General features: G+C 69.7%; 12 protein-coding genes. 5 read left to right on the top strand and 7 right to left on the bottom strand.

The genetic code is table 11. The features are described from left to right. The first annotated feature begins 82 nt into the window (after nucleotides 1–82). Nucleotides 83–1,789, top strand: coding sequence for a dihydrolipoyllysine-residue acetyltransferase (gene aceF / locus EXW95_RS13495; protein ID WP_174367876.1), 1,707 nt, complete (start codon nucleotides 83–85; stop codon nucleotides 1,787–1,789). Nucleotides 1,790–1,853: 64 nt separating this feature from the next. Here aceF and EXW95_RS13500 read toward each other — a convergent pair whose 3' ends face one another. Then, complete coding sequence (locus EXW95_RS13500) at nucleotides 1,854–2,306, bottom strand: hypothetical protein (protein WP_174367877.1); 453 nt, start codon at nucleotides 2,304–2,306, stop codon at nucleotides 1,854–1,856. A gap of 166 nt (nucleotides 2,307–2,472) precedes the next feature. Next, nucleotides 2,473–2,757 carry a hypothetical protein gene (locus tag EXW95_RS13505; RefSeq protein WP_174367878.1) on the bottom strand — a complete coding sequence of 95 codons (285 nt, stop codon included), beginning with the start codon at nucleotides 2,755–2,757 and terminating at the stop codon, nucleotides 2,473–2,475. A 102-nt stretch (nucleotides 2,758–2,859) separates the two neighbouring features. Here EXW95_RS13505 and EXW95_RS13510 point away from each other — a divergent pair, with 102 nt between their 5' ends. Continuing rightward, nucleotides 2,860–3,696 (top strand): NAD(P)H-binding protein, encoded by an 837-nt coding sequence (locus EXW95_RS13510; protein WP_174367879.1) that lies wholly within the window; start codon nucleotides 2,860–2,862, stop codon nucleotides 3,694–3,696. A 19-nt stretch (nucleotides 3,697–3,715) separates the two neighbouring features. Here the strand turns inward: EXW95_RS13510 and EXW95_RS13515 are convergent, their stop codons facing one another. Beyond that, complete coding sequence (locus EXW95_RS13515) at nucleotides 3,716–4,387, bottom strand: glycerophosphodiester phosphodiesterase (RefSeq protein WP_174367880.1); 672 nt, start codon at nucleotides 4,385–4,387, stop codon at nucleotides 3,716–3,718. Between the two features lie 99 nt (nucleotides 4,388–4,486). Here EXW95_RS13515 and EXW95_RS13520 point away from each other — a divergent pair, with 99 nt between their 5' ends. Then, entirely contained in the window at nucleotides 4,487–5,308 is an 822-nt protein-coding gene (locus EXW95_RS13520; RefSeq protein ID WP_174367881.1) for a MerR family transcriptional regulator, read from the top strand. A 74-nt stretch (nucleotides 5,309–5,382) separates the two neighbouring features. After that, on the top strand, nucleotides 5,383–6,471 hold the full coding sequence (locus EXW95_RS13525) for an App1 family protein (RefSeq protein ID WP_371810066.1): 1,089 nt from the start codon (nucleotides 5,383–5,385) through the stop codon (nucleotides 6,469–6,471). Nucleotides 6,472–6,560: 89 nt separating this feature from the next. Here the strand turns inward: EXW95_RS13525 and glgX are convergent, their stop codons facing one another. The 3 genes from glgX to EXW95_RS13540 all read right to left on the bottom strand — a co-directional run bounded on the left by glgX (nucleotide 6,561) and on the right by EXW95_RS13540 (nucleotide 10,814). Further along, complete coding sequence (gene glgX, locus EXW95_RS13530) at nucleotides 6,561–8,678, bottom strand: glycogen debranching protein GlgX (protein ID WP_174367882.1); 2,118 nt, start codon at nucleotides 8,676–8,678, stop codon at nucleotides 6,561–6,563. 251 nt (nucleotides 8,679–8,929) lie between these two features. Next, nucleotides 8,930–9,751, bottom strand: a complete 822-nt coding sequence (locus tag EXW95_RS13535) for a hypothetical protein (RefSeq protein WP_174367883.1) — start codon at nucleotides 9,749–9,751, stop codon at nucleotides 8,930–8,932. An 82-nt stretch (nucleotides 9,752–9,833) separates the two neighbouring features. Further along, nucleotides 9,834–10,814: an ABC transporter substrate-binding protein gene (locus EXW95_RS13540; protein ID WP_174367884.1), complete on the bottom strand. Its 981-nt coding sequence runs from the start codon at nucleotides 10,812–10,814 to the stop codon at nucleotides 9,834–9,836. Nucleotides 10,815–10,992: 178 nt separating this feature from the next. Between EXW95_RS13540 and EXW95_RS13545 the strand changes: the two genes are divergently transcribed. Further along, on the top strand, nucleotides 10,993–13,218 hold the full coding sequence (locus EXW95_RS13545) for a glycerophosphodiester phosphodiesterase family protein (RefSeq protein WP_174367885.1): 2,226 nt from the start codon (nucleotides 10,993–10,995) through the stop codon (nucleotides 13,216–13,218). 61 nt (nucleotides 13,219–13,279) lie between these two features. On the opposite strand, the gene EXW95_RS13550 is transcribed toward EXW95_RS13545, so the two are convergent. Beyond that, nucleotides 13,280–13,693 carry a GNAT family N-acetyltransferase gene (locus EXW95_RS13550; protein WP_174367886.1) on the bottom strand — a complete coding sequence of 138 codons (414 nt, stop codon included), beginning with the start codon at nucleotides 13,691–13,693 and terminating at the stop codon, nucleotides 13,280–13,282. Nucleotides 13,694–13,709: the final 16 nt, after the last annotated feature.

A 13,709-nucleotide genomic window follows, 5' to 3' on the forward strand; every position in this document is an offset into this window, starting at 1 on the left:
AGTTGATGGTTGATAGAGCGCAGCGCTCCTCCATCAACTTTCAACCTTGGACTATCACCATCTCTCCGAAGGAGAACCAATCATGGCGACTGAACTGAAACTGCCCGACGTGGGCGACAACATTGAGCAGGGCACGGTCGTGACGGTGCTCGTGAAGGCCGGGGACAGCGTGACCGCGGGCCAGCCGATCATCGAGATCGAGACCGACAAGGCCGTCATCGAGGTGCCCGCCGAGGCCGCCGGAACGGTCGAGGCCGTGAACGTGACCGTGGGCGACACCGTGAAGGTCGGCGGCGTGATCGCCACCCTGAGCGGCGGCGCCCCGGCGACCCCGGCCGCGAGTGCCCCCGTGGACGAGACGGACACGGCGAGCAGCAAGGCGGTGGCCGCCGAGCAGCAGGCCGCGCAGAAAGCGCAGGCCGCCCAACCTGCCGCCCCGGCTGCCGCGTCTGCCAGCGCAGGTGGGCAGATCACCCTGCCGGACGTGGGCGACAACATCGAGCAGGGCACTGTCGTCAGCGTCCTCGTGAAGGAAGGCGACACGGTCAGCGAGGGCCAGCCGGTCATCGAGATCGAGACGGACAAGGCCGTCGTGGAGGTTCCCGCCAACGCGGGCGGCACCGTGACCGGCGTGAACGTGAAGGTCGGGGACACCGTGAAGGTGGGCGGCGTGATCGCCACCCTGGGCGGCGCGAGCGCCCCCGCCGCACCGGCCAGCGCGCCCGCCCCGGCTGCCCCGGCACCTACGGCCGCACCGGCGAGCGCCCCCAGCGTCGTGAAAGTGAACATCAGTGGCGGCGAGCAGCCCGCCGCGCAGTTCCCCAAAGCGCAGGGCACCCAGAACCCCCAGACCTTCGACGGCCGCACCGTCGTGCCCGCCGCGCCCAGCGTCCGCCGCCTCGCGCGGGAACTCGGCGTGGACATCCACGCCGTGCACGGCACCGGCATCGCGGGCCGCATCAGCGAGGAGGACGTCCGCCGCACCGGCGGTACCCCCACCGTCACCGCGCCCGCCGCCGCCCCGGCCACCAGCGCCCCCGCCGCCGCACCTGCGGTGGCCGCCGCGCCGCTCCCCGACTTCACCAAGTGGGGCAACGTCACCCGCGAGGACATGAGCGGCATCCGCAAGGCCACCGTCCGCAGCATGACCGCCAGCACCGCCATCCCCATGGTCACGCACTTCGACAAGGCCGACGTGACCGTGATGGAAGAGGTCCGCAAACGCTTCGGCGCGCGCGTGGAGAAGGCGGGCGGCAAGCTCACCATGACCCACATCCTCATGAAGGTCGTCGCGAACGCCCTGCGTAAATTCCCCAAGTTCGGCGCGAGCCTCGACCTGGACGCCCAGCAGGTCATCTACAAGGACTTCGTGAACATCGGCGTCGCCGTGGACACGCCCGTCGGCCTGCTCGTGCCCGTCGTCAAGGATGCCGACCGCAAGAGCATCACCGACCTCGTCCTCGAACTGAGCGAACTGGCCGGGAAAGCCCGCGACCGCAAACTGAAACCCGACGAGATGCAGGGCGCCACCTTCACCATCAGCAACCTCGGCGGGATCGGCGGGCACGCCTTCACGCCCATCGTGAACAGCCCCGAAGTCGCCATCCTCGGCGTCAGCCGCGGCGGCATGGAACCCGTCTGGAACAAGGAGAAAGGCGAGTTCGAACCCCGCAACATGCTCCCCATCAGCCTCACCTACGACCACCGCCTGATCGACGGTGCCGACGCCGCCCGCTTCGTGCGCTTCATCTGCGAGTCGCTGGAAGACCCCTTCCTGATCTCGCTGTAACGCAGGCAGAAGGCAACAGAGAAGACCCCCGCCACCCTGACGGGGGTCTTCTCTTGCGGGCCGGTTACCAGACGCTCAGGACACGGCAGGAGCCCGGCTCGGATTTGGTGGCACCATTCGGCGTGATGCTGGCCTTGAACGTGTCCTCCTTGGTTCCCAGGGTGACGAAGCAGTTCACCTCAGCGAAGCGCCCCAGATGAGGAGTAGAGAAAGTGGCAGAGCGCTCACCGGACTTCATGGTCCAGAGCGTGACCTGGCCGCTGGACTCTTCCAGAACTTTGGCCTCCATGTATGCGATGGACTCGATGTTCTCACAGGGGCTACCGCAGGTCAGGGGACGGGGATCTCCTGTGACGGTAAACGTCCCCCGCTCATTCTGACCATTCAGGGTGTACTCGATGGTCCACTGCTGCCCTGCACGGACATGATCGATATTGGGTCCGGCGGAGGTGATCGTGGCGCCCGGCGCGCAGCCGACGAGCAGGGTGAACAGGGGAAACAGAAGGACGTTTCGCATGCCGGAGCAGTGTACCGGACGCCCCTGCGTCATACGGATTCCGTCTGTTTCATTGACAACCCGGAACCGCACCGGGTTGCCAACTCCACGCCCGGAACCCGTTTTTCTCCTAACTCGCGTCCGCTCGGGTTGAAAGTTGGTGCACACCTTTCAACCGGAGTCCGTATCAGCGGGCCGCCGCACCGGGGTGGGACTGGAAGTCGGGGGTGTGCAGGGGCAGGTCGTGCCGGTGCCGGTACGCGGAGTAAAGCGCGATCCATGTGGCGTGCAGGGCGGCGGCCAGCACGGTCAGCAGCAGCGCCGGTCGTAGGTGTGTCTGCGCGGCCAGCAGGCCCAGGGTGATCAGGCCCAGGGTCAGGGTGGGTTGCCACCAGCGTTTGCGCAGGCTGACGTTCATGCAGTGCAGACCGTAGGGGGTCAGGCCCAGTCGGGCCGGAAGGGAACGGGTCATGGTCATGGTGTACAGGACCGGGCGTTCACTGGCCGTTAACGGTGACGGGTGATGTTGCGGCATGTTACGTACGTGGCGCCGGGTGGGCCGTACCGTCGGGGCATGATTCTCGTGACTGCCGCGACCGGAAACGTGGGCCGTGAACTCGTGCCTCAGCTGCTCGGTGCCGGACTGCCGGTCCGGGCCGGGAGCCGTCACCCGGACCCGGCGCGCTGGCCGGACGCCGAGGTGGTCACCCTGGACCTGACTGATCAGGACAGCGTGCGGGCCGCCGCGCGGGGCGTCACGGCCGCGTACCTGATCGTCCCGGAGACGCTGGAGGCGGCGGACGTGCGGGCCACGCTGCGCACCCTGCGGGACGAGGGTGTGGCGCGCGTGGTCCTCCAGAGCGGCTTCGGGGTGCAGGGCGGCGGCAACCTGCTGGGCGACGCCGAGGCCGCCGTGCGCGCCAGTGGCCTGGAGTGGACGATCCTGCAGCCGAACTGGTTCATGCAGAACTACAACCAGATGTTCCGCCGCGGCGTCCGTGACCGTCACGAGTTCGCGGAACCAGCTGGAACGCACCGCACGAGTTTCATCGACACGCGCGACATCGCGGCGGCGGCCGTGACGGTCCTCTCGGGGGAGGGGCATGCGGGGCGCGTGTATCCGCTGACCGGTCCGGCCTCCCTGGACCGGCACGAGGTGGCGGCCGCGCTGAGCCGCGCGCTGGGCCATGAGGTCACGTACCGCCCGGTGGACGACGACGGGTTCGTGGAGTTCCTGGTGTCCACCGGCGAGAGTGACGAGGAGGAGGCGCGCGCCATCGCCTCGATCTACCCGCCGATCCGCGCGGACGTCACGGCGCCCGTCACGGATGACCTGCCGGGCCTGATCGGCCGCGCCGGGTACACCATCGACGACTTCGCGCGGCATTACCGTGCCGACTGGCAGGCCTGACCGGAGACAGGATCCCCCCTCAGCGCACGGTCAGGAGCACGTCCGGGTGATCCCCGATCAGGGCGTGCACGCCCAGTGCGCTCAGGCGGGCGGCGTCGGCGGGGTCGTTCACGGTCCAGGTGTTCACCTGCCAGCCCCGTCGGCGCGCGGTGTCCATCAGGGCGGCGTCGATCAGGGCGTGGTGGGGGTGCAGGGCGGCGCTGCCCGTCCAGGCCATCACGGCGCGCACCAGCAGCGGCGGGTACGGCCTGTGGGTCAGGAGGCCGCGCGGGGTGTCCGGTGCGGCGTCGCGCGCGGCGCGCAGCAGGGTCGGCATGAACGAACTGACGATCACGCGCCGGGTCAGGCCGTGCGCGCGGATGGCGTCCAGCGTGCGGCCCACCCGGTCGTCGGGCCGGGCCGACTCGTGCTTGAGTTCCACGTTCACGAACGCCCCGCTGTCCGCCGCCCAGGCCAGGACGGCATCCAGTGTGGGGACGAAGGCGGGCAGCTCGGCGGCGCGCAGCGTGGGCAGCGCCCGGCCGTCCTCCAGCTGCGCGTCGTGATGCACGACCAGCGTCCCGTCGCCCAGGCGGCGCACGTCCAGTTCCACGCCGTCCAGTCCGGCGTCCAGCGCGGCCTGGAAGCCGGTCAGGGTGTTCTCGCGGTGCAGGGCAGGCGTGCCCCGGTGGCCCAGCAGGAGTGGCGTCATCCCCGCCACGCTACCGCCCCCACGTCCGGGGCGTGGCCTCCCCCTTGACCTTCCCCCAGGGGCAGGGCGCACGCTGGAGGCACCTCCGGAGGTTCGCCCATGACACCCACACTCATGACCATCGGCGCGTTCGCGCAGGCGGCGGGCCTGAGCGCAAAGGCGCTGCGCCTGTACGACGACCTGAACCTGCTGCGCCCCGCTCAGGTGGATGAAGGCAGCGGGTACCGCCGCTACGAGCCTTCTCAGCTCGCGGACGCCCGGCTGATCGGCCTGCTGCGCCGCGCGGACCTGCCCCTGAACGACATCCGCCTGTTGCTGGACACGCCCGCCCCGGAGCGGCCCGCCGCGCTGCGCGCCCACCTCGCCCGGCTGGACCGCCTGCACCGCGAGCGGCGCGACCTGACCCTGTACCTCATCGCCCACCTGCAAGGAGAGACCCCCATGACCCTGCCCCCCGTCCAGACCCGCTTCCAGCCGCAGCAGAACGTCGCCACCCTGACCCGTCACGTGCTCGTCGCGGACCTGCCCGCTGCCATTCAGGGCGGGATGCAGACCCTGCTGGACCACGTCGCCGCACAGGGCACGGTGGCGGGCGCGCCGTTCGTGATCTTTCACGGCGAGGTGAACGCCGACAGCGACGGCCCCATCGAGATCTGCGTGCCGTACGCGGGTGCGGTCACGCCCGGCGGGAACGTCGCCCTGCGCGTCGAGCCCGCCCGGCACGAGGCCTTCCTGGCTCTGACCCGCGAGCAGTTCGAGTTCCCGCAGATTCTCGCGGCGTACGACGCCACCTGCGCCCACGCCACCGCGCACGGCACCTGCACGCTGTCCCCGCGCGAGGTCTACGGTTACGACTGGGATGGCGCCGCGCCCGGCGAGCCGGTCGGTGATGTCGCGTGGCCGTACCAGCCCGCACCCTGACGGGTCCCAAACGTCAGCGAAGCCCCAAGGACCCCCTCGCCCCGGCCGGGTGGGGGGCCGCTTACACTGGGCGGGTGTTCAAGACTGCTTTCAAGGCGCTGCTGCCCCTGCTGGAACGGGCCGCCCAGACGGCCGACCGGGCCTTCAGCGGGTACGTGCAGCCCCGCCGGGCGCGCGGGAAGCTGCTGCTGCAGCCGTACGTGGGCTGGGGCACGCCCAGCCGCGTGGAACTGCGCGGGCGGGTGCTGCTGCCCCGCACCGTCGCGCCCGCGCGCCGCACCGACCCCCGCCTGCGCAACGCGCAGAACGTCCTGCGCCGCCTGTTCTCCCGCGAGGTGGGCGGCGTGACCGTCAGCGGCGTCCTGAACGGCCAGCGCGCCGCGGCCGTCAGTGACAGCGACGGGTACTTCACGCTGGAGTTCACGCCGCCCGGCCCGCTGCCCGGCGGGTGGCATCAGGTGCCGCTGCAACTCGACGGGCGTGACGTGCAGGCCAGCGCCCGTGTGCAGGTCGTCGCGGACGCCCGCTTCGGCGTGATCAGCGACCTGGACGACACGGTCATCCAGTCGGACGTGACCAGCGTGCCGCGCATGCTCAGCACCGTCCTGACCGGCAACGCCCGCACGCGGCTGCCCTTCCCCGGCGTGGGTGCCCTGTACCGCGCGCTGACCCGCGACGGCGAGGCCCGCAACCCCATCTTCTACGTGAGCAGCAGCCCCTGGAACTTCTTCGACCTGCTGTGGCAGTTCCTGGATTACCGCCGCATTCCGCTGGGGCCGCTGTTCCTGCGCAACTGGGGCATGGACCTGCTCGGCGGGCACGGCGGGTACAAGCACGGCGTGATCGAGCAGATCTTCCAGCGTTTCCCGGACCTGAGTTTCGTACTCGTGGGCGACAGCGGCGAGAAGGACCCCGAAATCTACGCGGAGGTCGTGCACCGCCACCCGGGCCGCGTGCTGGCCGTGTACATCCGCGACGTGACCGAAGCGCACCGCGACGAGGGCGTCCTGAAACTCCGCGAGGAGGTCCGCAAGGCCGGCGTGGACCTCGTGCTGGCCGCCGACAGCCTGAACGCCGCCAGTCACGCCATGGCGATGGGCCTGATCACGCCCGGCGAGTACCGCAGCGTCCTGACCAGCGTGGCGCGCAGCTACGAGACCTGAGGAGTGGGAAGTGGGAAGTAGGGAGTAGGAAAGGCAGGAACAGAGGAGAGGCGGCCCCAGTATGCGGGCCGCCTCTTTTTATCGGGTCGTTACTTTCTGGGGCAGCGGTACAGCTTCACGCTGCGCGCCGCGAGGTTGGTTTCCTCACCGGCGTTCACGGTGCCGCTCGCGTGGTCGTCGGTGGTGTCGAGTTCCAGTTCCCATTCCTGGCACCCGGCCAGGTCCGGCAGGCGGAACGGGAGGTCCACGTGCGAGGCGTTCAGCAGCAGCAGCAGGTGGTCGTCCAGCAGCGGCTCGCCGCGCTCGTCCACGTCGTCCAGGCCGTCGCCGTCCAGGAAGATGCCCATGCTCTGCGTCTGGGGGTTGCTCCAGTCCTCGTCGCTCATCTCCTCGCCGTCGAAGCGCAGCCACACGAGGTCACGCACGTCCTCACCGCGGATGGTGCGGCCACTGAAGAACTTGCGGCGGTGCAGGGACGGGTGGGCCTTGCGCAGCCCGATGACTTTCTTCGTGAACGCCAGCAGCTCCTCGTCCAGGCTCGACCAGTCGTACCAGCTGATCTCGTTGTCCTGGCAGTAGGCATTGTTGTTCCCACCCTGCGTGCGGCCGATCTCGTCACCGCCGAGCAGCATCGGCGTGCCCTGCCCGAGCAGCAGGGTCGCCAGGAAGTTCCGCTGCTGCTGCCGCCTGAGGGCGTTGATGGTGGGATCGTCCGTCTCGCCTTCCGCGCCGCAGTTCCAGGTGATGTTGTGGTTGTGGCCGTCGTTGCCGCCTTCCTGGTTGGCGTCGTTGTGTTTCTGCTCGTACGTGACGGTGTCGCGCAGCGTGAAGCCGTCGTGCGCGGTCACGAAGTTGATGCTCGCGTAGGGTTTACGGCCGTCGTTCTGGTACAGGTCGCTGCTGCCGGTCAGGCGGTACCCGATCTCGGACGCCAGTCCGCCGTCGCCCTTCCAGAAGGCGCGCATGTCGTCGCGGTAGATGCCGTTCCACTCGGCCCAGTTCACGGGGAAGTTCCCGACCTGGTAGCCGCCCTCGCCGACGTCCCAGGGTTCGGCGATCAGCTTGACCTGCCCGATGATGGGGTCCTGGTGGATGATCGTGAAGAAGCCCGACAGCTGATCCACCTCGTGCAGACCGCGCGCCAGCGTCGAGGCGAGGTCGAAGCGGAAGCCGTCCACGTGCATGTCTGTCACCCAGTAGCGCAGGCTGTCCATGATCAGCTGCAGGGTTTGCGGGTGGCGGACGTTCAGGCTGTTGCCGGTGCCGGTGTAGTCGAAGTAGAAGCGGGGGTCCTCGGCGACCAGCCGGTAGTACGTGGGGTTGTCGATGCCCTTGAACGACATGGTGGGGCCCATGTGGTTCCCTTCGGCGGTGTGGTTGTACACCACGTCCAGGATGACCTCGATGCCGCTGGCGTGCAGGGCTTTGACCATCTGCTTGAACTCGTCCACGGCCCCGGCGGGGTTCCCGCGCCGCGCCTCGGCGCTGTAGCGGACGTCCGGCGCGAAGAACGACAGGGTGCTGTAGCCCCAGTAGTTCGTCAGGCCCTTGTCGAGCAGGAAGGGATCATCCACGTGCTGATGCACGGGCATCAGTTCCAGGCTGGTGATGCCCAGTTCCCGCAGGTAGAACAGGATGGGTTCGGTGGCGATCCCGGCGTACGTGCCGCGCAGTTCGTCCGGCACGTCCGGGTGGGTCATGGTCAGGCCCTTGACGTGCGCCTCGTAGATCACGGACTGATGGAAGGGCACGTCCGGCTTCTGGCTGTCGCCCCAGTCGAATGCGGGGTCCACGACGATACCCAGCGGCGCGCCACGCTGCTCCTCCTCCTGCATGACGCTGTCCTCTCCGCCGGGCACGTAGCCGAACACGCCCCGGTCGAACTGCTCGGTGCCGTCCAGCGCCTTGGCGTAGGGGTCGAGCAGCACCACGTTCGGGTTGAAGCGCAGGCCACGTTCCGGCGCGTACTCGCCGTGCACGCGGTACCCGTAGCGCTGCCCCGGCTGGATGCCCTTCAGGTAGCCGTGCCAGACGAACGCGGTCTGCTCGCGCAGCGGCACGCGGGTCTCGTTGCCCTGCTCGTCGAACAGGCACAGCTCCACGCCGCTGGCGTTCTCGGAGTACAGGGCGAAGTTGGTGCCTTTGCCGTCCCACGTGGCCCCCAGGGGGTAGGGGCGGCCGGGGCGGAGGGGGGGAGTGGTGGTCATCAGAGGTGCGCTCTCCTTTCGTGGCGGGGCAGGCGCGGGAGCGCCGCCCGGAACGTGGAAACGGTACCAGACCACCCCGCGCAGACCACAGCCACGGGCACAAACCCAAGCGAAGCCCAAGAGGGCTCTCATGCGGCTCACGGGCTCCCGACCGCCTCCCGGACGCAGAATGACAAACGAAAAAGCCTCCGCGCAGATGCCAGAGGCTCCCAGATGAGGGAATTTTTAGCGGGGCGTCAAGCTGGCCTGGATCAGAACTCCAGGCGGCCGCGCGGCCCGCTCAGGCGGTACAGCTTCTCCGGGGTCCACAGCTCGTAGGTGTACATCGGGTACTGGCGCTTGAAGCGGCCCACCCGGTCCCAGACCTCGCGCGATTCGAACGGCACGACCAGGATCAGGCGGATGACGCTGTCCTCGTAGTCGTAGATGTAGAAGTCGAAGTGGAAGGTCTGCTCGCCGCCGCGGTCCGTGAACAGCGGGAACGAGAACGGCCGGTACCGCCACGCCTTGTTCTTCTCCGTCAGGATCTTCGCGGCGACGCGCTTGAGGTTGCTGTCCGGGAAGGTCATCTTCTCGCCGTCCCGGTCGGTGAAGACCGTGTCCGGGGCGGGCGCGTCGAGCTGCACGCGCTTGAGTTCCGGCAGGGCCTTCTTCACCTTGGGCGGCGCGGCGCGGCGCGGCCCGCTGCCGGGGCGGCTGCCCGCGCGGCCCTCCGAGGTGCGGCCCTCACCGCTGCCCTGCGCGGCCTCGCCGGGCTTGCGGCGGGCGGGGTTCGTGCCGCCGCGTGCGCCGCTGCCGCCGCTCTTCGACCCGCCGGTCCGCGTACCACCGAAGGGACCGCCGGACTTCGCCCCGCCCGTGCGGGAGTCGCTGCTGCGGCTCGAGCTGCGGCGCGGCCCGCCGGTGCCGCTCAGCTCGGTGCGCACGGGACGACTGTCGCCGCGCGAGTCGTTGCGGCTCCCCTCGCTGCGCTCACGCGCCGGGCGGGTGGTTTCGCGCGTCGCGCCGCCCCGGCCCTGCGCGGTGTTTCGTTTTGGGGCTCGGCCCCGTGAACCTTTCTTTGGCCCCGTCATAGCTTCCCAGTGTAGTGCACCCGCACCAGAAAGGGCGCACGCCGCCCCCGGTGACGTCAGGGGCGGCGCGGACGAAGCCTGTTTACTTCGCGAGGCTGCGGATCAGGTCCAGGTTCACGAAGCGGTTCAGGTCCGGCACGTCCCGCGCGAAGCCCGCCTCCCTGTTCAGCTGCGCGTACTCCGCGAGGGTTTTCAGGTTGATGTCCCACGTGACGCGCGTGCGGGCCAGCGCCTTGAACAGCTCGTTGGTGTTGGGGCGCTTGCCGGTGAACGCGTAGATCTGCTCGGCGACGGCCTTCTGCGCGCCGGCGTTGCTGCTCTTGATGTAGGTGATCGCGGCGAGGTGCCCCTTCAGGAGGCCCTTGACGGTCTCGGCGTTCGCGGCGGCGTACTTCGTGTTCACGGTCAGGACGGTGGTGGTGTAGTTCCCGCCCTCCCAGATGCCCTTCTCGTTCACGATCAGTTTCGCGCCCTGGGTTTCCATCACGGCGCCCCAGGGTTCCTGCACGAGCGCGGCGTCCACCTGCTTCGCGGCGAACGCGGCGGGCATGTTCGCCGGGTCGATGGGGATGATGCTGACGTTGCCGCCCTCGTCGGTGGCTTTCAGGCCGTTCTCGTGCAGCAGGTGCCGCAGGCTGATGTCCTGCGTGCTGCCGCGCGTGGGCACCGCGACCTTCTTCCCGGCCAGCCCCTTGACGTTCCGCACGCCGCTGTCCTTGCGGGCGACCAGCACCGCTCCGGCGTTCGCGGCGCCTGCGTACACCTGGATGGGCACGCCGCGCATGAAGGCGTTCATGGCCGGGCCGGGGCCGACGTACGCGGCGTCGATGGCGCCCGCCGCGAAGGCCTCGTTGATCTGGCTGCCGTTCGCGAATTCCTTGACGACCAGTTTCACGCCGTCCGGGAGGTTCTTCTGGATCAGGCCGCGCTGCACGCCGACCAGTCCGGCGGCGTGGGTGACGTTCGGGAACACGCCCAGGCGCAGTTCTTTCGCCTGCTGCGCGCTGGCGCTGGCGCTGGCGATCAGGGTCAGGGTGAGGAGGGGGAGGAGGGCACGCTTCATGGCCCCAGGATAGCAGACCAGTTGAGTAAACTTGTCAACTAGATTGGATTTCGGCAGAACCCAGACCCCGCGCGGGGATCACCCTCCAGCTCATCACCCTGCGGCCTGCCCGCCCCTGACCGCTCCCTGACCGGGCGCGCACACGCCGCTGACCGACGGGCGCGAGGGTGAACGGCACATGCGACGACTGAAGACCGCCCTGCTGGCCCTGACCCTCTCGCTGGGAGGCGCGCACGCCGCCACCCTCATCGGCTTCGCGCAACTGCCCGCCGACACCCTCGCCGACGGGCCCGCCAGCGGCGCCTGGAACGGCGGCCTGCGCGGCCAGACCCGCTTCCAGGGGCAGCCGGTGCAGGGCTTCAGCGGCGTGCAGTTCACGGCAGGCGGCGAGTACCTGTTCCTGAGCGACAACGGCTTCGGCGCGAAGAACAACAGCGCCGACTACCTCCTGCGCCTGTACCGCCTGAGCGTCGCGCCGAACACCGCCGCGAAGGCCGGGACCGGGCAGGTCGGCGTGCGCAGCTTCATCAACCTGCGCGACCCGGACCGCCGCGTGCCGTGGCAGATCGTGAACGAGGCCACCCCCGACCGACTGCTGACCGGCGCGGACTTCGACCCGGAAGGCTTCGTGATCGCCCCCGACGGCACCCTGTGGATCGGGGACGAGTTCGGCCCGTACCTGCTGCACTTCAGCGCCGACGGCCGCCTGCTGGGCGCCCCCATTCCCACGCCGAACCTGCACGGGCGGCCCACCCTGCGCGGCCAGAACCCCATCGTGGTCGCGCACCGCGGCAGCAGCGGCACCCGCCCCGAACACACCCTGGAAAGCTACCGGGTCGCCATCGAGGGCGGCGCGGACTTCATCGAACCCGACCTCGTCGTCACGAAGGACGGCGTGCTCGTCGCCCGGCACGAACCCGTCATGGTCGTCCTCGACAAGGACGGCAAGGTCACGGAAGCCACCACCGACGTCGCCACCCGCCCCGAGTTCAAAGACCGCGTGCGGACCAAGACGCTCGACGGGACCAGCGTCACCGGGTACTGGGTGGAGGACTTCACCCTGGCGGAACTGAAGACCCTGCGCGCCGTGGAACGCCTCCCCGCGCTGCGCGGCCGCGCCTTCGACGGCCGCTTCGAGGTGCCCACCCTCGCCGAGATCATCGCGCTCGTCCGCGACACGGAAGCCCGCACCGGCCGCAAGGTCGGCATCTACCCCGAAACGAAACACCCCACCTACATGAAAGCCGCCGGGTTCGACACGGGCCAGCTGCTGATCGACACGCTGACCCGCGAGAAGTTCACCGACCCCGCCCGCGTGTTCATCCAGTCGTTCGAGACCACCAACCTCCGCGACCTCAAGACCCGCATCATGCCCGCCGCGGGCGTCACCCTGCCGCTCGTGCAGCTCGTCAGCGGCCCTGCCGAGGCCCCCTACGACTGGACCGCCAGCGGCGACACCCGCCGGTACGACGCCCTGACCACCCCCGAGGGCCTGCGTGACCTCGCCACGTACGCCAGCGGCGTCGGCCCCACCAAACGCTGGATCATCACCGACAAGGGCGACACCACCGACTTCGTCACCCGCGCGCACGCCGCCGGACTGCTCGTGCACCCCTGGACGCTGCGCAGCGAACCCACCTACCTGCTGCCCACGTACGCCGGGAACCCCGAAGAGGAAATGCGCCAGCTGCTGCGCGCCGGCGTGGACGGCTTCTTCACCGACTTCCCCGCCACCGGCGCGCGCGTCGTGGCGCAGGTCAGCGCCCCCGAGGTCCGCAGCCCCCAGCACCCCGCCTTCACGCAGGGCACCAGCAGCGCCGACGCCACCCTGGGCGCCAGCGGCGGCTTCGAGGGCCTCGCCCTGAGCGCCGACGGCACCACCCTGTACGGCCTGCTGGAAAAGACCGTCACCGGCGACCTGCCCGGCCAGCTGCGCCTGAACGCCCTGAACCTCGCCACCCGGCAGTGGAGCCTCGCGGGCCGCTACGCCCTCGACGCGGGCAGCGACGCCATCGGCGACCTCGCCACCGTCAACGACACCCAGTACCTCGTGCTGGAACGCGATGGCAAGGTCCACACCGACGCCCGCAACAAACGCGTGTACCTCATTGACCTCAAACGCCTGAACGCCGACGGCACCTTCCAGAAGACCCTGATCGCCGACCTGATGAACATCGCCGACCCGCAGGGCCTCGCGCCCGACACGCGCGGCGGCACCCTGACCTTCCCGTACGTCACCATCGAGAACATCATCGTCCTGAACCCCACCACCCTCCTGATCGCCAACGACAACAACTACCCCGCCACCGGCGGCCGCGGCCCCGGCGTGAAGGACGACACGCAGTTCCTGTGGCTGCGCCTGGACGAGCCCCTGAACCTCGCCCCGAACCTCGGCGGACGCTGAACCCACAGAGGAGGAGGCCACCCGGTCAATCTGGGTGGCCTCCTGCCCTTGCCGCGCTGCTTCAGGGCCGGACGAGCAGCACCATCCGCCCCGCCCGCCGGAACCCGAGGTGGCTGTAGAACGCCTCGGCCGGTGACTCCCGCGCGGTCAGGAGCGATACGTTCGTCACCCCACGCGCCCCGGCGGCCGCCAGATGCGCGTCCAGCAGCGCCCGGCCCACCCCGCCGCGCTGCCGTTCGGGCCGCACGAACATCTCCTGCACCTCGTGCGACAGGAACGAATCCCGCACCTGATCGCGTCCCAGCACCGCCCCCACGCACACGTCCCCGTCCCAGGCGACCAGCGCGGCACTCCGGGGCGTGGCGAGCAGGTCACTCAGGGCCGCGCGGGCCGATTCGTCCGTCCACGCCTCGTTCCAGGGCGCCGCGCCGAACGTCGCGCAGAACGCGTCGGCCAGGGCAGGCAGATCAGCCACAGAGGCGGGGCGGAGC

Source organism: Deinococcus sp. JMULE3 (assembly GCF_013337115.1).
Lineage (GTDB): Bacteria > Deinococcota > Deinococci > Deinococcales > Deinococcaceae > Deinococcus.

Coding starts and splice junctions, on each gene's coding strand:
- aceF (WP_174367876.1), top strand. CDS start 83: ATGGCGACTGAACTGAAACTGCCCGACGTGGGCGACAACATTGAGCAG.
- EXW95_RS13500 (WP_174367877.1), bottom strand. CDS start 2,306: ATGCGAAACGTCCTTCTGTTTCCCCTGTTCACCCTGCTCGTCGGCTGC.
- EXW95_RS13505 (WP_174367878.1), bottom strand. CDS start 2,757: ATGACCCGTTCCCTTCCGGCCCGACTGGGCCTGACCCCCTACGGTCTG.
- EXW95_RS13510 (WP_174367879.1), top strand. CDS start 2,860: ATGATTCTCGTGACTGCCGCGACCGGAAACGTGGGCCGTGAACTCGTG.
- EXW95_RS13515 (WP_174367880.1), bottom strand. CDS start 4,387: ATGACGCCACTCCTGCTGGGCCACCGGGGCACGCCTGCCCTGCACCGC.
- EXW95_RS13520 (WP_174367881.1), top strand. CDS start 4,487: ATGACACCCACACTCATGACCATCGGCGCGTTCGCGCAGGCGGCGGGC.
- glgX (WP_174367882.1), bottom strand. CDS start 8,678: ATGACCACCACTCCCCCCCTCCGCCCCGGCCGCCCCTACCCCCTGGGG.
- EXW95_RS13535 (WP_174367883.1), bottom strand. CDS start 9,751: ATGACGGGGCCAAAGAAAGGTTCACGGGGCCGAGCCCCAAAACGAAAC.
- EXW95_RS13540 (WP_174367884.1), bottom strand. CDS start 10,814: ATGAAGCGTGCCCTCCTCCCCCTCCTCACCCTGACCCTGATCGCCAGC.
- EXW95_RS13545 (WP_174367885.1), top strand. CDS start 10,993: ATGCGACGACTGAAGACCGCCCTGCTGGCCCTGACCCTCTCGCTGGGA.